This window comes from Limimaricola pyoseonensis, from assembly GCF_900102015.1.
GTDB classification, from domain to species: Bacteria; Pseudomonadota; Alphaproteobacteria; order Rhodobacterales; family Rhodobacteraceae; genus Limimaricola; species Limimaricola pyoseonensis.
The window spans coordinates 49,550-67,333 of the sequence record NZ_FNAT01000003.1; the positions used below are offsets into that span (position 1 = coordinate 49,550).

General features: G+C 72.9%; 19 protein-coding genes. 9 read left to right on the forward strand and 10 right to left on the reverse strand.

Annotation, left to right across the window (positions count from 1 at the left end):
* Positions 1-8: 8 nt before the first annotated feature.
* The 3 genes from purH to BLT43_RS07755 all read right to left on the reverse strand — a co-directional run bounded on the left by purH (position 9) and on the right by BLT43_RS07755 (position 4,682).
* Positions 9-1,595, reverse strand: a complete 1,587-nt coding sequence (gene purH, locus BLT43_RS07745) for a bifunctional phosphoribosylaminoimidazolecarboxamide formyltransferase/IMP cyclohydrolase (protein WP_090111637.1) — start codon at positions 1,593-1,595, stop codon at positions 9-11.
* Complete coding sequence (locus BLT43_RS07750) at positions 1,592-3,322, reverse strand: heparinase II/III family protein (protein ID WP_090111639.1); 1,731 nt, start codon at positions 3,320-3,322, stop codon at positions 1,592-1,594. Before BLT43_RS07750 ends, purH begins: the two co-directional genes overlap by 4 nt.
* Before the next feature lie 61 nt (positions 3,323-3,383).
* On the reverse strand, positions 3,384-4,682 hold the full coding sequence (locus BLT43_RS07755) for an RsmB/NOP family class I SAM-dependent RNA methyltransferase (RefSeq protein ID WP_090111641.1): 1,299 nt from the start codon (positions 4,680-4,682) through the stop codon (positions 3,384-3,386).
* Between the two features lie 79 nt (positions 4,683-4,761).
* On the opposite strand from BLT43_RS07755, the gene BLT43_RS07760 reads away from it, so the two are divergent.
* Positions 4,762-4,950, forward strand: coding sequence for a DUF1674 domain-containing protein (locus BLT43_RS07760; RefSeq protein ID WP_090111643.1), 189 nt, complete (start codon positions 4,762-4,764; stop codon positions 4,948-4,950).
* Positions 4,951-4,972: 22 nt separating this feature from the next.
* On the opposite strand, the gene dapB is transcribed toward BLT43_RS07760, so the two are convergent.
* Positions 4,973-5,791: a 4-hydroxy-tetrahydrodipicolinate reductase gene (gene dapB, locus BLT43_RS07765; RefSeq protein WP_090111645.1), complete on the reverse strand. Its 819-nt coding sequence runs from the start codon at positions 5,789-5,791 to the stop codon at positions 4,973-4,975.
* Between the two features lie 88 nt (positions 5,792-5,879).
* Here dapB and rbfA point away from each other — a divergent pair, with 88 nt between their 5' ends.
* From rbfA to truB, 3 genes are read left to right on the forward strand one after another with little or no spacing between them, the layout of a single operon-like run.
* Entirely contained in the window at positions 5,880-6,299 is a 420-nt protein-coding gene (gene rbfA / locus BLT43_RS07770) for a 30S ribosome-binding factor RbfA (protein ID WP_090111647.1), read from the forward strand.
* Entirely contained in the window at positions 6,296-7,060 is a 765-nt protein-coding gene (locus BLT43_RS07775; RefSeq protein ID WP_090111649.1) for a phosphodiester glycosidase family protein, read from the forward strand. Before rbfA ends, BLT43_RS07775 begins: the two co-directional genes overlap by 4 nt.
* Before the next feature lie 32 nt (positions 7,061-7,092).
* On the forward strand, positions 7,093-7,998 hold the full coding sequence (gene truB, locus BLT43_RS07780) for a tRNA pseudouridine(55) synthase TruB (protein WP_090111651.1): 906 nt from the start codon (positions 7,093-7,095) through the stop codon (positions 7,996-7,998).
* 56 nt (positions 7,999-8,054) lie between these two features.
* On the opposite strand, the gene BLT43_RS07785 is transcribed toward truB, so the two are convergent.
* The 6 genes from BLT43_RS07785 to BLT43_RS07810 all read right to left on the reverse strand — a co-directional run bounded on the left by BLT43_RS07785 (position 8,055) and on the right by BLT43_RS07810 (position 12,819).
* Positions 8,055-9,266, reverse strand: coding sequence for an MFS transporter (locus tag BLT43_RS07785; protein ID WP_090111653.1), 1,212 nt, complete (start codon positions 9,264-9,266; stop codon positions 8,055-8,057).
* Positions 9,267-9,390: 124 nt separating this feature from the next.
* Complete coding sequence (gene recO, locus BLT43_RS07790; RefSeq protein ID WP_090112342.1) at positions 9,391-10,116, reverse strand: DNA repair protein RecO; 726 nt, start codon at positions 10,114-10,116, stop codon at positions 9,391-9,393.
* Positions 10,117-10,138: 22 nt separating this feature from the next.
* The gene (gene rnhA / locus BLT43_RS07795; RefSeq protein ID WP_090111654.1) at positions 10,139-10,606 is read right to left on the reverse strand and encodes a ribonuclease HI; all 468 of its coding nucleotides are present in this window, start codon (positions 10,604-10,606) and stop codon (positions 10,139-10,141) included.
* Between the two features lie 179 nt (positions 10,607-10,785).
* Positions 10,786-11,220, reverse strand: a complete 435-nt coding sequence (locus tag BLT43_RS07800) for a DUF3429 domain-containing protein (protein WP_090111656.1) — start codon at positions 11,218-11,220, stop codon at positions 10,786-10,788.
* On the reverse strand, positions 11,217-12,173 hold the full coding sequence (gene ispH / locus BLT43_RS07805; protein ID WP_090111658.1) for a 4-hydroxy-3-methylbut-2-enyl diphosphate reductase: 957 nt from the start codon (positions 12,171-12,173) through the stop codon (positions 11,217-11,219). Before ispH ends, BLT43_RS07800 begins: the two co-directional genes overlap by 4 nt.
* Before the next feature lie 88 nt (positions 12,174-12,261).
* Positions 12,262-12,819, reverse strand: coding sequence for a LabA-like NYN domain-containing protein (locus BLT43_RS07810; protein WP_090111660.1), 558 nt, complete (start codon positions 12,817-12,819; stop codon positions 12,262-12,264).
* A 113-nt stretch (positions 12,820-12,932) separates the two neighbouring features.
* Here BLT43_RS07810 and folK point away from each other — a divergent pair, with 113 nt between their 5' ends.
* The 5 genes from folK to BLT43_RS07835 all read left to right on the forward strand — a co-directional run bounded on the left by folK (position 12,933) and on the right by BLT43_RS07835 (position 17,644).
* The gene (folK, locus tag BLT43_RS07815; RefSeq protein WP_090111662.1) at positions 12,933-13,526 is read left to right on the forward strand and encodes a 2-amino-4-hydroxy-6-hydroxymethyldihydropteridine diphosphokinase; all 594 of its coding nucleotides are present in this window, start codon (positions 12,933-12,935) and stop codon (positions 13,524-13,526) included.
* 123 nt (positions 13,527-13,649) lie between these two features.
* Positions 13,650-14,003, forward strand: coding sequence for a DNA-directed RNA polymerase subunit omega (gene rpoZ, locus BLT43_RS07820; protein ID WP_017927945.1), 354 nt, complete (start codon positions 13,650-13,652; stop codon positions 14,001-14,003).
* Positions 14,004-14,041: 38 nt separating this feature from the next.
* Positions 14,042-16,195 carry a RelA/SpoT family protein gene (locus BLT43_RS07825; protein WP_090111664.1) on the forward strand — a complete coding sequence of 718 codons (2,154 nt, stop codon included), beginning with the start codon at positions 14,042-14,044 and terminating at the stop codon, positions 16,193-16,195.
* Between the two features lie 9 nt (positions 16,196-16,204).
* Complete coding sequence (locus BLT43_RS07830) at positions 16,205-16,861, forward strand: DUF2062 domain-containing protein (protein WP_090111667.1); 657 nt, start codon at positions 16,205-16,207, stop codon at positions 16,859-16,861.
* A gap of 27 nt (positions 16,862-16,888) precedes the next feature.
* A complete protein-coding gene (locus BLT43_RS07835; protein WP_090111669.1) occupies positions 16,889-17,644 on the forward strand; it encodes a pyridoxine 5'-phosphate synthase in 756 nt (251 codons plus the stop codon).
* Positions 17,645-17,784 lie beyond the last annotated feature (140 nt).

Genomic DNA, 17,784 nt, shown 5'->3' on the forward strand with positions numbered 1-17,784 from the left:
CGACTCCATCAGTGCCGGAAGTGCCGCATGCCGGTCAGCACCATCGCGAGGCCGGCCTCGTCGGCCGCCGCGATCACCTCGTCATCGCGCATCGAGCCGCCGGGCTGGATCACCGCGGTGACGCCGGCGCCCGCCGCCTCCATCAGGCCGTCGGCGAAGGGGAAGAAGGCGTCGGAGGCCACGACCGAGCCCTTGGCCGGGCTCTCGGCGAGGCCCAGCGCCTCGCCCATGCGGCCGGCCTTGGCCGCCGCGATCAGCGCCGAATCGAGCCGGCTCATCTGGCCCGCGCCGACGCCGACGGTCTGGCCGCCCTTGGCGTAGACGATGGCGTTCGACTTCACGTGCCGCGCCACGGTCCAGGCGAACATCAGGTCGTCGAGCTCCTGCACGGTGGGCGCGCGCTTGGTCGCGACCTTCAGGTCGTCGCGCGACACGAAGCCCGAATCGTGGTCCTGCACCAGCAGGCCGCCCGCCACCTGGCGGTAGGCGAGGCGGGGCGCGCGCGGATCGGGCAGCGCGTCGGTGACCAGCAGCCGCAGGTTCTTCTTGGCGGCGAAGACGGCGCGGGCGTCGTCATCGGCGCCGGGCGCGATCACCACCTCGGTGAAGATCCTGGCGATCTCCTCGGCGGTGGCGCCGTCGAGCGGGCGGTTCAGCGCGACGATGCCGCCGAAGGCCGAGGTGCGGTCGCAGTCGAAGGCGCGGGCATAGGCCTCCTTCAGCGAGCCGCCGGTGGCGACGCCGCAGGGGTTGGCGTGCTTGATGATCGCGCAGGCGGGCGCGTCGCCGCCGAACTCGGCCACCAGCTCGTAGGCGGCGTCGGTGTCGTTGATGTTGTTGTAGCTCAGCTCCTTGCCCTGGATCTGCCGCGCGGTGGCGACGCCGGGGCGGTCCGAGCCGTCGGTGTAGAAAGCCGCCTTCTGATGCGGGTTCTCGCCGTAGCGCAGGGTCTGGGCGAGGCTGCCGGCAAAGGCGCGGCGGCGCGGCGCGGTCTCGCCGATGGCGGCGGCCATCCAGGTCGAGACGGCGGCGTCGTAGGCGGCGGTGCGGGCATAGGCGGTCTGGGCCAGCCGCTTGCGGAACGGCAGGCCGGTCTGCCCGTCATGGGCGTCGAGCTCCGCGAGCAGCGCGTCGTAATCCTCGACATCGGTGACGACGCAGACATCGGCGTGGTTCTTGGCGGCGGCGCGGATCATCGCCGGGCCGCCGATGTCGATGTTCTCGATGCAGGTCTCGTAGTCGCCGCCCTTCGCGACCGTCTCCTCGAAGGGGTAGAGGTTCACGACCAGCAGGTCGATCGCCGGGATGCCGTGCTCGTCCATCGCCGCGACGTGGCTTTCGTCGCCGCGCACCGCGAGCAGGCCGCCATGCACCTTCGGGTGCAGGGTCTTGACGCGGCCGTCCATCATCTCGGGGAAGCCCGTGACCTCTGAGACGTCGCGCACCGCGAGCCCCGCCTCGCGCAGCGCCCTGGCCGAGCCGCCGGTCGAGAGCAGCTCGACGCCGCGCGCGTCGAGCGCGCGCGCCAGATCGATCAGGCCGGTCTTGTCGGACACGGAAAGCAGCGCGCGGCGCAGCGGGGCAAGCTCGGTCATGTGTGAGGTCCTTCCTGATCCATCTGGGGCGGCGTGCCGGCCGCGGCGCCGGCCTTTTCCAGAGACCAGCGAACACGCGTCGCATAGGCCATCGCGCGGCCGGATAAAACCACCTGCCGCGACGGCACCGGCCGCGGCCGCGTCGCCTCGAGATAGACCGAAGGGGCCAGCGCCAGATGCGCGCCGCCGTCATGGCGGAACACCCAGCGCTCGCCCGAGCCGAGATCGAGCGCCACCCACCAGCCATCCGGGTCGGCCTCGGCCGAGACCTCGGGATGCAGGTGGAAGCGCAGGGTGAAGGCGATGCCGCCCTCCGGGTCGGCGCGGATCGCCGCGTCGAAGCGGCGCTCGTCGGCCGGGCCGAGCGTGGTCAGCAGGTCCTCGCCCGCGAGGCAGGCGCCGTCGCGCGCCAGCGCCAGCCGCCGCGCATGGGTCAGCCCGTGGCTCAGCCGCCAGCCGTCATGCGAGGCCTCGACCCCCCAGGCGGCCGCGTCGTCGGTGCGGTGCGCGGTGGCGTCGCGCGGGCCGTCGCCCATCGGCTCGGCCCCGGCGGCGGTGGGCGGCCCCAGCCGCGCCGACGAGACGCCGTCGAGGCACAGGGTCGAATGGCTCGGCGTCGCCCGGCCGGCGCGGCGCCAGTCGGGCCCGTGATGCACGCCCGAGCCACTGTTGACCACGACCGGGCAGAGCCCGGAGGTCAGCTCGAAGGCCAGCGTCGAGGCATGCGCCTCGGTGGCGTGCGGCGGGCCGGGCGGCGGCGCGGCGTCGAGCACGACGCTGCTGCGCCCGGCGGCGAGCCGCCAGAACCCCATCCGCGCCGTGGCCTGCCGCGGCCCGGCGCGTTCGCCGCTGTCGGCCAGCGCCCGATCGAGCCGGCCCGGCGCGCCGCGCCCGCCGCCATGGAACCGCGCCAGCGCGCCATCCGTGTGGCGCAGCGCCCGCAGGGCCGGCACCATCCGCGCCGCGGCGTCGCGGACCGGCGCGCCGGCGGAGAGCCCCACCGCCTCGAGCGCCCGCGCCGCGGCCGTGAGCGCCACGAGCGTGTCGAGCAGCCGCTCGGGGCAGCGCGCGGCGACGCCGCCATCCTCGGCGACTGCCTCGGCCGCCGCGCGGTCGAGCGCGGACGAAAGCCGGCCGAGCCGCGCCGCCGGCGCCCCGAGCGCCGCCAGCGCCTCGATCAGCCCGGCCAGCGTCACCACCCGCTCGACCCCGGGGGTCGTTTCGGGCCAGCGCCGCGACAGCCAGTCGGCCTGCGCCGCGAGGCTGCCCATCAGCGAGGCCTGCAGCGCCGCGCCGTCGGGCTCGATCAGGAACCGCGCATGGCCGATCAGCCGGCCGATCCGCCGCGCGACCGTCTCGGGCGCCCAGCCCGGGCCGCGCCCGCCCTCGTAGCGGGTGATCCAGTCCGCGACCCAGCTGCGCGCGAGGCCGCGCGCCTGCGGCCCGCCCAGCGCCGCGAGGTCGTCGAGCCATGCGAAATCGTGGTGCCGCGCCGCGTGCGGGCCGTCCTCGGGCCCCAGGCTCCAGGGCGCGCGGCCGCGCGCCTCGACGATCTGCCCGCCATAGGCCACCCGCCCGGCCAAGAGCGCCTGGCCGCGCCCGGCATCGCCGCTGCCCTCGGGCTCGGGCGTCCAGCGGAAGGTCTCGGGCACGGCGAGCCGGTCGCGCCGGCCCGTCAGCCAGCGGCCCAGCCGCCCCGGCGCATGCGTGATCCCGCTGAGCTTCACCCCGTCCCTCCGCGGGTCACCCGCCCGCCTCGCGCCATGCTAGGCAGCGCGGGCGGCGCTGTCACGCCTCGGACGAGCTGCGCAGGCAGGCGATGAAGAAGCCGTCCATGCCGCCGCGGTCGGCCCAGAGGTCGGGGCGCAGCCGCAGCCCCTCGGGGCCGATCCACTCCGCCTCGATCCCCGGCAGCCGCAGCGCCTCGGGCTCGAGCGCGAGGCCGGGGTGGCGCGCCAGCGCCTCCTCGACCTGCACCTCGCCCTCGTCGGGCAGGAGCGAGCAGGTGCAGAACACCAGCCGCCCGCCGGGCTTCAGCAGCCCCAGCGCGTGGTCGATCATCTCGGCCTGCAGCGCGATCAGCGCGCCGAACTCGGCGCCGTCCTTGGCGTGCGGCAGGTCGGGATGGCGGCGGATCGTGCCGGTGGCCGAGCAGGGCGCGTCCAGAAGGATGGCGTCGAAGCCGCCGGCCGCGAAGTCCAGCGCGTCGCCCTGCACCACCTCGGCGCCGAGCCCGGTGCGTTCGAGGTTCTCGCGCAGCCGGCCGAGACGGGCCTCCGACAGGTCGAGCGCGGTGACCTCGGCGCCCATCGCCGCGAGCTGCAGCGTCTTGCCGCCGGGTGCGGCGCACATGTCGAGCACCCGCTCGCCCGGGCGCGGCGCCAGCGCCTTGGCGGCGATCGCGGCGGCGGCGTCCTGCACCCACCACGCGCCCTCGTCGTAGCCCGGCAGCGCCGAGACCTGCCCGGCCTCGCGCAGCCGCAGCGAGCCGGTGGGCAGAAGCTCCGCCCCGAGCCGCTCGGCCAGAGCGGCGGCGTCGCCCTTTGCGGTGATGTCGAGCGGCGCGCCCTGCGCGTGCACGGCCTCCATCGCCTCGACGGTCTTTCGGCCCCAGGCCTCGACCAGCGGCCCGCGCAGCCAGTTCGGCAGCTTCGGCACCGGTTGCCTGGCGAAGCCCTCGGGCCCCTGTTCGCCCAGCTTGCGCAGCACGGCGTTGACGAGGCCCTTGTAGCTCTGGGTGCGCTTGCCCTTGGAAACGAGGGTGACCATGGCGTTGACCACGCCGTGCGGGGCGGCGCCCTGCCCGATCTCGACCGCGCCGAGCCGCAGCGCGTTGCGCACCGCGACGGGCGGTTGTTTCACGAGAAACGGTTTGAGCCAGCGGTCGGCGCGCGGCAGCTGGCGCAGCGTCTCGGTGGCCAGCCGCTGGGCGCGGGCGCGGTCGGCGGGCGAGAGCCGCTCCAGCGCGCCCTGCGCGATGCTCTCTGACAGCAGGCGGCGGCCGGAGACCGCCTCGTCGATCAGGAAGAGCGCGGCGCGGCGGGCCGCCATGCCGTCATCGGCGGCCGGGGTCTGGGCCTGTGACATGTCGGCTCCGGGGCTTGTTGCGAACCCGAGGCCACGTATATCTTCGGCAACCGCCGCACAAGCTTCGGGAGCGCCCGCCATGGCCGACGACACCCCCCGCACCGACCTGCCCCCCGCCGCGCAGCGCGCGCTGGCCGAGGCCGAGGCCCGCCGCCGCGCGCTGGACGAGGCGGCGGCGAAGATGCCGACCGAGCTCGGCGGCCGCGACGGCCCCGAGCCCGTGCGCTACGGCGACTGGGAAAAGCAGGGCCTCGCCATCGACTTCTAGGCCGGGCGCGGCCGGGCCGGCCTCAGCGGTCGAGCCCCAGCACGTCGATCATGTCGTAGGCGCCAGGCGAGCGGCCCTGCCCCCAGAGCGCGGCCCGCAGCGCGCCGCGCGCGAAGATCACCCGGTCGGAGGCGACGTGGCGCAGCACGATCCGCTCGCCCTGGCCCGCGAAGATCACGTCGTGCTCGCCGACGATGTCGCCGCCGCGGATCGCCGAGAAACCGATATGCCCGGCCTCGCGCGGCCCGGTCAGCCCGTCGCGGCCGCGATCGGCCACCTCCGCCAGCGTCACGCCGCGCCCCTCGGCCGCGGCCTCGCCCAGCATCAGCGCGGTGCCCGAGGGCGCGTCGGCCTTGCGGTTGTGATGCGCCTCGACCACCTCGATGTCCCAGCCATCCTCGAGCGCGGCGGCGACCATCTTGGTCAAGCCGGTCAGCAGGTTCACCCCGAGGCTCATGTTGCCGGCCCGCACCTGCACCGAATGCCGCGACGCCGGCACCAGCCGCTCGATCTGGCCATCGTCGAAGCCGGTGGTGCCGATCACGTGCACCGCGCGCGCCTGCGCCGCGAGATGCGCGACCTCGAGCGTGGTCTCGGGGCTGGTGAAGTCGATCACCGCCTGCGCGCGGGCCATCGCCTCGAGCGGGTCGTCGCTCACCGTGACGCCCATCGCCGGGCCGCCCATGGCGTGGCCGAGATCCTCGCCCACCCAGTCGTGGCCCGGGCGCACCACCGCGCCGACGAGCTTGGCGCGCTCGCTCTCGGCCACGGCCTGCACCAGCATCCGGCCCATCCGGCCGGCGGCCCCCATGATCACGATCCCCGGTGCGCTTTCGGTCATGCGACTGCCCTTTCCGCTAGGTCTTCCCCCTCCCTGCGCGAGCCGGTCCCGCTTGGCAAGCCCGCGCGCCGGGACTAGATGGGAGCGCATGAGCAAATCCCGTTCCTCCGAGCCCCGTGGCCCCTCGCAGCGCCAGCTGCGCGTCGGCGAACTGATCCGCCGCAGCCTGTCGGACCTGCTGACCCGCGGCGACCTGCACGAGCCCGAGCTGTCGGGCCTGTCGATCACCGTGGGCGAGGTGCGCGCCACGCCCGACCTCAAGCTCGCCACCGCCTTCGTGCTGCCGCTGGGCGGCGGCGGCGAGGAGCGGATGCTGGCGGCGCTGAGGCGCGCCAAGCCCGAGATCCGCCACCAGCTGGCGCGGAGCATGAAGCTCAAGCACGCGCCCGACCTGAAGTTCGAGATCGACCGCAGCTTCGACCGCATGGACGAGACGCGGCGGCTGCTGTCGGACGAGACCGTGCGCCGCGACGTCGCCGCCGGGCGGGCGGAGGACGAGGACGAATGAGACCCGCGCTCGCCGCGCTGGGCCTCGCCGCGGCGGGCTGCACCTTGCCGGCCGCCTCCGGCGCCGGGCCCTGCGAGGACGTCACCCATGACGGCATCGCCTACACGATCTGCGAGGTCGACCCGGCCGCGGACGACCTGCGGCTGTTCCTGACCGACGACAATGGCGGGCTCTACGGCAGCTTCCAGGCGATCGACCGGGAGGCCGCGGGCGCGGCCAAGCTCTCCTTCGCGATGAACGCGGGCATGTACCACCCCGACCGCCGCCCGGTGGGCCACTACCTCGAAGAGGGCGAGGAGGTGATGCGCCTCGTCACCAATCCCGGCCCCGGTAATTTCGGCCTGCTGCCCAACGGCGTGTTCTGCATCGGCGAGGACAGCGCCGAGGTCTGGGAGACGCTCGACTACGAGGCCGAGACGCCCGAATGCCGCTACGCCACGCAATCCGGCCCGATGCTGGTGATCGACGGCGAGCTGCATCCGCGTTTCCTGCCCGACAGCACCTCGCGCCACATCCGCAACGGCGTCGGCACCAGCGCCGGCGGCGACCGCGCGGTCTTCGCGATCTCGAACGAGCCGGTCTCCTTCCACGAGTTCGGCCGGCTGTTCCGCGACCGGCTCGAGCTGCCGCAGGCGCTCTATTTCGACGGCAACGTCTCGCGGCTGCACGCCCCCGCGCTCGGGCGCTCGGATTTCGGCTTCGCGATGGGGCCGATCGTCGGCGTGCTGGCCCCCGTTGACGGGGATCGCCCCGGCGGCTAGGCCGCGCGCCTCGCATAGCACAGGAGGGCCGCATGGCACGCAAGCGCAAGGGCCGCGACGTCTCGGGCTGGCTGGTAGTGGACAAGCCCGCCGGCATGACCTCGACCGCCGTGGTCAACAAGGTGAAATGGGCCTTCGACGCCAAGAAGGCGGGCCATGCCGGCACGCTCGACCCGGACGCCACCGGCGTGCTCGCGGTGGCGCTGGGCGAAGCCACGAAGACGGTGCCCTTCGTCACCGATGCGCTCAAGGCCTACGAGTTCACCGTGACATTCGGCGCGGCGACCAACACCGACGACGCCGAGGGCGAGGTGATCGCGCGCTCCGACGCCCGGCCTTCGGACGCCGAGATCAAGGAGGCGCTGAACCGCTTCGTCGGCGACATCGAGCAGGTGCCGCCGGCCTTCTCGGCGGTGAAGATCGACGGCCAGCGCGCCTATGCCAAGGCCCGCGCCGGCGAGGAGGTGGAGCTGGCCGCCCGGCCGCTCTGGGTCGAGAGCCTGATCCTGATGGAGCGGCCCGACGCCGACCACGCCGTGCTTGAGATGGTCTGCGGCAAGGGCGGCTATGTCCGCTCGATCGCCCGCGATCTCGGCGAGGCGCTGGGCTGCCTCGGCCATGTGCTCAGGCTGCGCCGGGTCTGGTCCGGTCCCTTCACCGCCGCCGAGGGCGTGACGCTCGAGCAGATCGAGGCCGAGGCCAAGTCAGAGGCGCTCGACCGCTTCCTGCGCCCGCTCGAGGACGGTCTGGCCGACCTGCCGAAGGTGACCTGCAACGAAGCCGCCGCGACGCGGCTCCGCAACGGCAACCCCGCGCCGGTGGTCTCGCAGGGGCTCGACTACGGCGAGGAGGCCTGGGCCGCGCTCGACGGCCGCGCCGTGGCGGTGGGCCGGGTGATGGGGCCGGAACTGCACCCCAGCCGGGTCTTCGTCGGCTGAGACACGCAAGGGCCGCGCGCATCGCGGGCGGCCCTCTCCAGGCCCCGGGTTCGCGCTCAGGCGTTCAGGGGCCGCGGCGCGCCGAGCCGGGGATGCAGCTTCGCCGCGATGGCCGAGGCCACGCCCATCCCCGCGCCGCAGGCCGCGAAGACCGCCGCCACCGGCGCCACGGTCAGCAAGAGCCCCGCCACCGCCGGCGTCAGGATGCCCGACACGTCGCGGAAGCTCGCATAGACCGCCGCCATCTCGGTCCGCTCCGACGGCTTCACCGCCATCAGGAAGGGCAGCCCGCCGCAGACGTCGAGCATGACGAGGCAGACCGAGCCCGCCATCAGCGCCGAGAGCGCCGCCCATGGCGCGCCCGAGACCAGCGCGGCCGCGACGAACAGCACCGCGCTCGCGGCGAAGGAGGCGCGCACCGCGAAGCGCACGCTGGTGCGCTGCACCATCCGCAGCATCAGCGGCGTGGTGAACAGAAGCGCGTTCGACACCGACAGCATGATCCCGCCCAGCCGGTCACCCAGCCCCGCCTCGATGCAGAAGATCGGCAGGTAGACGATGTAGACCCACCAGCCGCAGGAGCGGATCACCGCGAAGAGCCAGCCCGCCACCAGACGCGGCTGCGCCCGGAACCGCCCGAGAAAGGCCAGCGGGTTCGGCGCGGGTCCGCGCGCCCGCGCGATCTGCCGGCCGTTGCCGAGCCGCATCCGCCAGAACACCGCCACCACCACCAGCGCCAGCGCGCCGGCCAGCAGGAAGGGCGCCGGGTACCACCAGTCGAGCAGCAGCACGCCGAGCGCCGGGCCGACCATCCACGAGCCCGCCGAATAGACCAGCCGCGTCGATTCGGTGCGCCCGAGATCGACCCGCGCGATGTGGTCGAGCACGTAGGCGTTGAAGCAGACCATCCACAGCACCGTGGCCAGCGCGTTGGCCGCGAGCCCCAGCGCCAGAAGGCCCGGCCGCCCGGTCAGCGCCAGCCCGCAGCCAAGGCCGTAGAACAGCCCCACCCCGCTGAACAGCCAGCGCCGCGCCACGCGGCGGTTGATCCAGGGCAGCATGAGCCCGGCGCAAAGCGACGAGACCCCCACCGCGAGGTAGATCGCGCTGATCAGCGCCGCGTCGCCGAAGGCGCGGTAGAGCGCCAGCGGCATCACCGACAGCATCAGCGCCCGCACCCCGGCCTCGAGCGCCGCCAGCCGCGCGAAATCGGCGATCCTCGGGGTCGGCGAATGGGTGAGGTATATGGGGGCGCGTGGCGTGACCATGAGGCGACTCGTGAAGGCCGGGGACACCTCCTCCTTGCGCCCCGACCCGGGGGCCGGGCTGTGCCGAACGCGACATCGCCGTGTCGCAACGGGGTGTTTCGGCCAATGCGGCGGGGCTTCGCCGTCAGCCCTGCCGGGCGATCGCCTCGACCAGCCGCGCCCGCGCCGGCGGCAGGGGCCGCTCGCCCGATCCGGGCAGCAGCCGGTGCTCGATGAACCAGCCGGTTGTGGCCAGCGCGGCGGCGATGTCGCCGGGGCCAGCTTCGCCTTCGCCGCGCAGCACCGGCGGCAGCGGCAGGAGCCTGTCGGCCCATTCGCCCGCGCCGGCGCGGCTCACGGCGCGGCCGGATTTCGGGCTGACGAGGTCGAGGCCCTCGGTCGCGCCGGTCACCGCGCAGGCCGAAAGGTCGAGCGCGAAGCCCATCTCCTCCAAGAGCGCCAGCTCCCAGTGCAGGTAGGCCAGCGGCCAGAGCTCGTCCTCGCCCAAGAGGTCGAGCAGCGCCATGGTTCGGTCGTAGAGCGGCGCGTGCGGGTCGCGCTCGGGCAGCACCGAGACCAGAAGCGCCGCCACCGCGTTCAGCCCGGCCAGCGCCAGCCGGTCGTCCATGACCTGCGCGGCGCGCGAGCGGACCGGCTCGAAGGTGAAGTTGCCCATGTGCTCGGCCAGCCGGGCGCGCCATGTCAGGTCGAGCTGCGCGCCGGGCTGCAGGAGCGGCGCGATGCGGCGCGAGCCGCCGCCGCGGATCACGCCCGCATGAAGCCCGTGGCCGCGGGTGAAGACCTCGACGATGGCCGAGCCCTCGCCGTGCCGGCGCACCCGCAAAAGCGCCCCCTCCTCGCGCCACTCGATCACGGCGCGGACCGCTCCGGGCTCAGGCCTTGGCGCGGCCCGGCTTGAACGGCGCCATGCCGGCGCGGGCCAACGCGTCGGCGCGCTCGTTCTCGGGATGGCCGGCATGGCCCTTGACCCATTGCCAGCGCACGCGGTGCCGCGCCGCCGCCTCGTCGAGCCGGCGCCACAGGTCCTCGTTCTTCACCGGCTTGCCGGCCGAGGTCTTCCAGCCCTTGCGCTTCCATCCCGCCATCCACTCGGTGATGCCCCCCTTCACATAGGCGCTGTCGGTCACGACGGTAAGCGTCGAGGGCTTGCCCAGCGCCTCCAGCGCCGAGATCGCCGCCATCAGCTCCATGCGGTTGTTGGTGGTCACCGCCTCGCCGCCCTTGAGCTCGCGCTCCTTGGTGACGGTCTCGCCGTCCTTGGCCTGCAGCAGCGCGCCCCAGCCGCCGGGCCCGGGATTGCCGGAGCAGGCGCCGTCGGTGAAGGCGAAGATGTCGGGCATGGCGGGGCTCCTCGGATCGCTCGGGCGTCCGCTTTAGGCCAAGCACCGCCGTTCGGCAACGTGGCGCGCCTCTTCGGACTTCACTCTTCAAATACTCATGGCCGGCGGCGTCCGCCGACCCGCGGTCCGGCGCGTGCCTCCACCAAGGAATGAGTATTTGCGGAGTAAAGTAGCAGCGCTCAGAGCAGCGGCAGCGCCAGGCAGGCCACCACGAACGCGGTCAGCAAGAGCCGCAGCCGCAGCCACCAGCCCGGCGCGAGGCCCTGCCTCTGGAAGCCGCGATCCAGCGCCAGAAGGCCGACGAAGCCCGCGATCAGCACGACGCTCGACCGCTCCCAGCCGCCCCCCACCAGGAAGGCGACCCAGAGCGCCGGCAGCACCGAGACGGCGTAGCCGATCGCGGCGCGGCGGCCTTCGGCCCTGGTGGCGAAGCCCCACAGCACGCCGGACATGAAGCTCAGGATGACGCTGCCGTAGAAGACCTGCACGTAGGGCCCGACCAGCCGCTGCGGCAGCCAGCCCGGCGCGAGGCCGGGCAGCCACGAGCTCAGCGCGCCCCAGGCGAAGGGCAGGACGCCCGCCAGCCCGAGCAGCAGCGCCGCGCGCGGGATCACGCGGGCTCGCGCAGGATGCGGGGCACCTTGAACTCGACCGTCTCGCGCGCCGTCTCGACCAGCTTGACGGTCACGTCGTAGCGGGCGCGGAAGGCCTCGATCACCTCCTCGACCAGCACCTCGGGCGCACTTGCCCCGGCGGTCAGGCCGAGCGAGCGGATGCCCTCGAGCGCGCGCCAGTCGATCTCGGCGGCGCGCTGGACCAGCTGCGCGTAGGAGCAGCCCGCCCTGGCGGCGACCTCGACCAGCCGCTTGGAGTTCGAGGAGTTCGGCGCGCCGACCACCAGAAGCGCGTCGCAGTCGGGCGCCATCGCCTTGACCGCTTCCTGCCGGTTGGTGGTGGCGTAGCAGATGTCTTCCTTGCCCGGCCCCTTGATCGCCGGGAAGCGCGCCTTCAGCGCCGCGACGATGCCCGCGGTGTCGTCGACCGAGAGCGTGGTCTGGGTGACGTAGGCCAGCCGCTCGGGGTCGCGCACCGCGACCGTGGCGACGTCGGCCTCGGTCTCGACAAGCAGCACCTCGCCCTCGGGCAACTGGCCCATCGTGCCGACCGTCTCGGGGTGGCCGGCATGGCCGATCATGATCAGCTGCAGCCCCTCGGTCGAGTGCCGGGCCGCCTCGTTGTGCACCTTGGTCACCAGCGGGCAGGTCGCGTCGACCTGGATCATGCCGCGCCGGGTCGCCTCGGCGGGCACCGCCTTGGCGACGCCATGCGCCGAGAAGATCACCGGGCGGTCGTCGGGCGCCTCGTCCAGCTCCTCGACGAAGACCGCGCCCTTGGCGCGCAGGTCCTCGACCACGTAGCGATTGTGCACGATCTCGTGGCGCACATAGACGGGGGCGCCCCATTTCTCGAGCGCCATCTCGACGATCTTGATCGCGCGGTCGACGCCGGCGCAGAAGCCGCGCGGCGCGGCGAGATGGAGCGTGAGCGGCGGAAGGCGGTCGGTCATACGGGCCTCGGCTGTCTGGCCTGTCGGGGAGGGGTCGTCCCCGACAGCTAAGCCCTGCAGGCCCCGAGGTCCAGCCGCGGACGCCACGTCACTCCTCGCGCTCGGCGCCGCGCTCGGGCCGCGGCGCGCGGCCCACGACCTCGCGCAGATCCTCGAGCTCGATGAAGTTGTCGGCCTGCCGGCGCAGCTCGTCGGCGATCATCGGCGGGCTCGAGCGGATGGTCGAGACCACCGAGACCCGCACCCCGCGCCGCTGCAGCGCCTCGACCAGCGCGCGGAAGTCGCCGTCGCCCGAGAACAGCACCGCGTGGTCGATCCGATCGGCCAGCTCGATCGCGTCGATCGTCAGCTCGACATCCATGTTGCCCTTGATCTTGCGGCGGCCCTGCGCGTCGGTGAACTCGCGCGCGGGCTTGGTGCGCATGGTGAAGCCGTTGTACTGCAGCCAGTCCACCAGCGGCCGGATCGGCGAGTACTCGTCGCCGTCGAGCAGCGCGGTGTAGTAATGGGCCCGGACCAGCCGGCCCCGGCGCAGGAACTCCTGCTTGAGCAGCTTGTAGTCGATGTCGAAGCCCAGCGCCTTGCCGGCGGCGTGCAGGTTGGCGCCGTCGATGAAGAGCGCGAGACGTTCGTCGCGGTAGAACATTGCGGAAATCCTTTTCTTCAAATATCGCCGGCGCGGTCCAAAATCCGGCGACCGCCGCCGCCCGTTCTTGTTAGCCCCGAGGGGCCCTTTCATTTTATCAAGGGACACCCCCCATGCCGCAACTCGGCCAAATCGACAACTCCCAAGGTCAGTTTTGCCGCGCCCTGGTGGCACTTGGCGGCAATGCCGCCTCGCCGGCCGGGCCGCCGGCCGCGACGGTCCGGGCGGCGATGGCGGCGGTGGCGGATCTCGGCCGCGCGGCGCGCTGCAGCCCGCTCTTCACCACCCCCGCCTTCCCGGCCGGGGCGGGGCCCGACTTCGTCAATGCCGCGATGGCCTTCGAGACCCGCCTCGCCCCCGAGGCGCTTCTGGCCGAGCTGCACGCGATCGAGGCCCGCTTCGGCCGCGAGCGGCTGGCGCGCTGGGGGATGCGCAGCCTCGACCTCGACCTGCTGGCGCTCGACGGGCTGATCCTGCCGGATCTCGCCGGCTGGAGCGCCTGGCGCGACCTCGCCCCCGAGCGGCAGGCGCGCGAGGCGCCCGACCGGCTGATCCTGCCGCATCCGCGGCTGCAGGACCGGGCCTTCGTGCTGGTGCCGCTGTGCGAGGTGGCCGCCGACTGGCGCCACCCGGCGACCGGGCTCAGCGTGCGGGCGATGCGCGACGCGCTGCCCGAGGCGGACCGCGCCGCGGTGCGGCCGCTCTAGCCCCGGAAGGCGGCGCGCGCCGCCTTGTCAATCCCGGCGATGGGCTGTAGCTATGCCCTTTCGAGGCCGGCTGCGCGATTCCGCGTGCGGCGGCCCCTTGCCAAGCCGAATGGGAGTCGTCCGATGGCCCGCGTGACAGTCGAAGATTGCGTTGACAAGGTTCCGAACCGGTTCGAGCTGGTGATGCTCGCCGCGCACCGGGCCCGCGAGATCACCTCGGGCGCGCCGCTGACCGTGGCGCGCGACAACGACAAGAACCCGGTCGTGGCGCTGCGCGAGATCGCCGACGAGACACAGCAGGCCGACGACCTGCGCGAGCGGATGATCGAGGCGCACCAGACCCAGATCGAGGTCGACGAGCCCGAGGCCGACTCGATGTCGCTCTTGATGAGCCAGGAGGCCGACAAGCCGGCCGAGGACGACATGAGCGAGGAGCGCCTGCTGCGCGAGCTGATGCAGGTCCAGAAAGAGGGCTGAGGCCCGCCCGACAGACCGACGGGGGTGCGACAGGTCCGATGATGACGGCAGACGAGCTGATCGCTCTTGTCCGCAGCTACAACCCCGCCACGCGCGACGCGCTGATCCGCGACGCCTTCGCCTTCGGCGCCGAGATGCACGAGGGGCAGTTCCGCAAGTCGGGCGAGCCCTACTTCATGCATCCGGTCGCCGTGGCCGAGATCCTCGCCAAGCAGCAGATGGACGACGCCACCATCGTCACCGCGCTGCTGCACGACACGATCGAAGATACCCGCGCCTCCTTCTCCGAGGTCGAGAAGCGCTTCGGCCGCGAGATCGCCGAGCTGGTCGACGGCGTCACCAAGCTGACCAACCTGCAGCTGTCGTCGATCCGCACCAAGCAGGCCGAGAACTTCCGCAAGCTGTTCATGGCGACCTCGCGCGACCTGCGGGTGACGCTGGTGAAGCTCGCCGACCGCCTGCACAACATGCGCACCATCCGCTCGATGAAGCCGGAGAAGCAGGCGCAGAAGGCGCGCGAGACGATGGAGATCTACGCGCCGCTGGCAGGCCGCATGGGCATGCAGTGGATGCGCGAGGAGCTCGAGGACCTGGCCTTCCAAGTGCTCAACCCCGAGGCCCGCAACTCGATCATCCGCCGCTTCATCATGCTGCAGAAGGAAGCCGGCGACGTGGTCGAGAGGATCACCGCCGACATGCGGCTCGAGCTCGACCGCGCCGACATCCGCGCCGACCTGTTCGGCCGCGCCAAGAAGCCCTACTCGATCTGGCGCAAGATGCAGGAGAAGGACCAGGGCTTCTCGCGGCTGTCGGACATCTACGGCTTCAGGGTCATCACCGAGACCGAGGCCGACTGCTACCGCGTGCTTGGCGTGATCCACCAGCGCTGGCGCGCCGTGCCGGGCCGGTTCAAGGACTACATCAGCCAGCCCAAGTCGAACGGCTACCGCTCGATCCACACCACCGTCTCGGGCCGCGACGGCAAGCGCGTCGAGGTGCAGATCCGCACCCGCGAGATGCACGAGGTGGCCGAGACCGGGGTGGCGGCGCACTGGTCCTACCGCGACGGCCTGCGGGTCGAGAACCGCTTCGCGGTCGACCCGGCGCGCTGGATCGCGCAGCTGACCGAGCGGCTGGAAACGGGCCATGACGACGAGGACTTCCTCGAGGCGGTCAAGCTCGAGATGTACCAGGACCAGGTGTTCTGCTTCACGCCCAAGGGCGAGGTGATCAAGCTGCCGCGCGGCGCCACGCCGATCGACTTCGCCTTCGCGATCCACACCCGCATCGGCAGCGCCTGCGTCGGCGCCAAGGTGGACGGGCTGCGCGTGCCGCTCTGGACCCGGCTGAAGAACGGCCAGTCGGTCGAGATCATCACCGCCGACGGCCAGCGCCCGCAGGCCAGCTGGCTCGAGATCGCCGTCACCGGCCGCGCCAAGGCCGCGATCCGCCGGAGTTTGCGCGAGGAGGACCGCGAGCGCTTCGTCAAGCTCGGCTACGAGCTGGTGCGCGTGGCCTTCGAGAATGTCGGCCGGCGCGCCACCGACAAGGCGCTCAGGACCGCCGCGCGGGCGCTGGGGCTCGACGGCATGACCGAGCTTCTGGCGCGGCTCGGCTCGGCCGACATGACCACCCGCGAGGTGGTGCAGGCGATCTACCCCGAGCTGGCCGAGCAGGGCCACGCCCAGGAAGTGGCGCAGGAGCGCGCCGTGGCCGGCCTGTCGGAGGGCCAGTCCTTCCGCCGCGCGCCCTGCTGCCAGCCGGTGCCCGGCGAACGCATCGTCGGCATCACCTTCCGCGGCCAGGGCGTGGTGGTCCACGCGATCGACTGCCCCGCGCTCGAGCATTACGAGGAACAGCCCGAGCGCTGGCTCGACCTGCGCTGGCAGGAGGGCACGCACGCCCCGGTCAACACGGTGAGCCTCGACCTGACGCTGACCAACGACGCGGGCGTACTGGGCCGGATCTGCACCCTGATCGGCGAGCAGTCGGCCAACATCTCGGACATGGCCTTCCTCGACCGCAAGCCGGACTTCTACCGCATCCTCGTCGATGTCGACCTGCGCGACGCCGAGCATCTGCACCGGGTGATGACGGCGCTCGAGGCCGAGACCCAGGTCTCCTCGATCGCCCGCCACAGCGACCCCGCGCGCGCCCTGCCCGCCACCGCCGCGGCGCCCGCGGGCGCCTGAGGCGGCGCCGTGGTCTTCAAGCGCCGCGACCGGCGATCGGTCGGCCGCGCGATGGCCGAGACGCTCTACCCCCGTGGCGGCTGGCGCCGCGCCTTCGAATACGTCAAGCACCGGCTGCAGCGCCTGCCCGACACCCCCGAGAAGATCGGCCGCGGCATCTTTGCCGGGGTGCTGGCCAGCTGGACCCCCTTCTACGGCCTGCATTTCGTGATCGCGCTGATCTTCGCCAAGATCGGCCGCGGCAACATGCTGGCGGCGCTGCTGGGCACCTTCTTCGGCAACCCGCTCACCTACGTGCCGATCGGCGTGGTGGCGCTGCAGACCGGGCATTTCATGCTCGGCCGCCCGCCCGGCCGCGAGATCGAGACCTCCCTGATGGGCAAGTTCGGCGCCGCCGGGCAAGACCTGTGGCACAATCTCGGGGCGCTGTTCACGCCGGCCCGCACCGACTGGGCCGGGCTCGGACTGTTCTATCACGAGGTGTTCCTGCCCTATCTCGTGGGCGGCATCCTGCCCGGGCTGATCTCGGCCACCGCCTGCTACTGGCTGTTCGTGCCGGTGATCACCGCCTACCAGAACCGCCGCCGCCGCAAGCTGCGCGCCAAGCTCCAGCAACTGGGCAAAAACCTTCCGGAAACGGCTGACGACGGGCAGGGGCCGGGCTAGGATCCCGGGCGAAGGAGACCTTTGCCCATGACGGACCTCAGACTAGGCGTGAACATCGACCACGTGGCGACGCTGCGCAACGCCCGCGGCGGCGCGCTGCCCTCGCCCCTGCGCGCGGCCAAGCTCGCCGAAGAGGCCGGGGCCGACGGCATCACCGCGCATCTGCGCGAGGATCGCCGCCACATCCGCGACGCCGACATCGAGGCGCTGATGGCGGCGCTGAAGGTGCCGCTGAACTTCGAGATGGCCGCCACCGAGGAGATGCAGGCGATCGCGCTGCGCCACCGGCCGCACGCGGTCTGCCTCGTGCCTGAGAAGCGCGAGGAGCGCACCACCGAGGGCGGGCTCGAGGTGGCGGGCGACGCCGCGCGGCTCACCGATTTCATCGCGCCGCTGACGGCGGCGGGCTGCCGGGTCTCGCTGTTCATCGCCGCCGAGGCCGCGCAGGTCGAGGCCGCCGCCCGGGTCGGCGCGCAGGTGATCGAGTTGCACACCGGCGGCTATTGCGACGCTCATGCCGAGGGCGACACCGCCGCGCGCGACGCGGAACTGGCCCGCATCACCGAGATGGCGACGCTGGCGCAGTCGCTCGGGCTCGAGGTCCATGCCGGCCACGGGCTGACCTACGACACGGTCGGCCCGATCGCCGCCCTGCCCGAGATGCGCGAGCTCAACATCGGCCATTTCCTGATCGGCGAGGCGGTGTTCCGCGGCCTGTCCCCAGCCATCGCCGAGATGCGCCGCCGCATGGAGGCCGCGCGCCGGGTGCTGCGGCAGGACTGAGCCGCGCGGCTTTCCGCCGAGGTCCGCCGCCGCCCCGAAACGCGGGCCGGGGTGCCGCGTTGTAGGCTGCAACGGCCGGGATCCCTCCCTCCCCCCCCCCTTTCCCGGCCCCGCGGACGCCCGGCCCCATGGCCGGGCGT

Coding starts and splice junctions, on each gene's coding strand:
- truB (WP_090111651.1), top strand. CDS start 7,093: ATGGCACGCAAGCGCAAGGGCCGCGACGTCTCGGGCTGGCTGGTAGTG.
- purH (WP_090111637.1), bottom strand. CDS start 1,595: ATGACCGAGCTTGCCCCGCTGCGCCGCGCGCTGCTTTCCGTGTCCGAC.
- BLT43_RS07825 (WP_090111664.1), top strand. CDS start 14,042: ATGATGACGGCAGACGAGCTGATCGCTCTTGTCCGCAGCTACAACCCC.
- BLT43_RS07760 (WP_090111643.1), top strand. CDS start 4,762: ATGGCCGACGACACCCCCCGCACCGACCTGCCCCCCGCCGCGCAGCGC.
- BLT43_RS07755 (WP_090111641.1), bottom strand. CDS start 4,682: ATGTCACAGGCCCAGACCCCGGCCGCCGATGACGGCATGGCGGCCCGC.
- BLT43_RS07785 (WP_090111653.1), bottom strand. CDS start 9,266: ATGGTCACGCCACGCGCCCCCATATACCTCACCCATTCGCCGACCCCG.
- BLT43_RS07835 (WP_090111669.1), top strand. CDS start 16,889: ATGACGGACCTCAGACTAGGCGTGAACATCGACCACGTGGCGACGCTG.
- BLT43_RS07775 (WP_090111649.1), top strand. CDS start 6,296: ATGAGACCCGCGCTCGCCGCGCTGGGCCTCGCCGCGGCGGGCTGCACC.
- rbfA (WP_090111647.1), top strand. CDS start 5,880: ATGAGCAAATCCCGTTCCTCCGAGCCCCGTGGCCCCTCGCAGCGCCAG.
- ispH (WP_090111658.1), bottom strand. CDS start 12,173: ATGACCGACCGCCTTCCGCCGCTCACGCTCCATCTCGCCGCGCCGCGC.
- BLT43_RS07810 (WP_090111660.1), bottom strand. CDS start 12,819: ATGTTCTACCGCGACGAACGTCTCGCGCTCTTCATCGACGGCGCCAAC.
- rnhA (WP_090111654.1), bottom strand. CDS start 10,606: ATGCCCGACATCTTCGCCTTCACCGACGGCGCCTGCTCCGGCAATCCC.
- rpoZ (WP_017927945.1), top strand. CDS start 13,650: ATGGCCCGCGTGACAGTCGAAGATTGCGTTGACAAGGTTCCGAACCGG.
- folK (WP_090111662.1), top strand. CDS start 12,933: ATGCCGCAACTCGGCCAAATCGACAACTCCCAAGGTCAGTTTTGCCGC.
- dapB (WP_090111645.1), bottom strand. CDS start 5,791: ATGACCGAAAGCGCACCGGGGATCGTGATCATGGGGGCCGCCGGCCGG.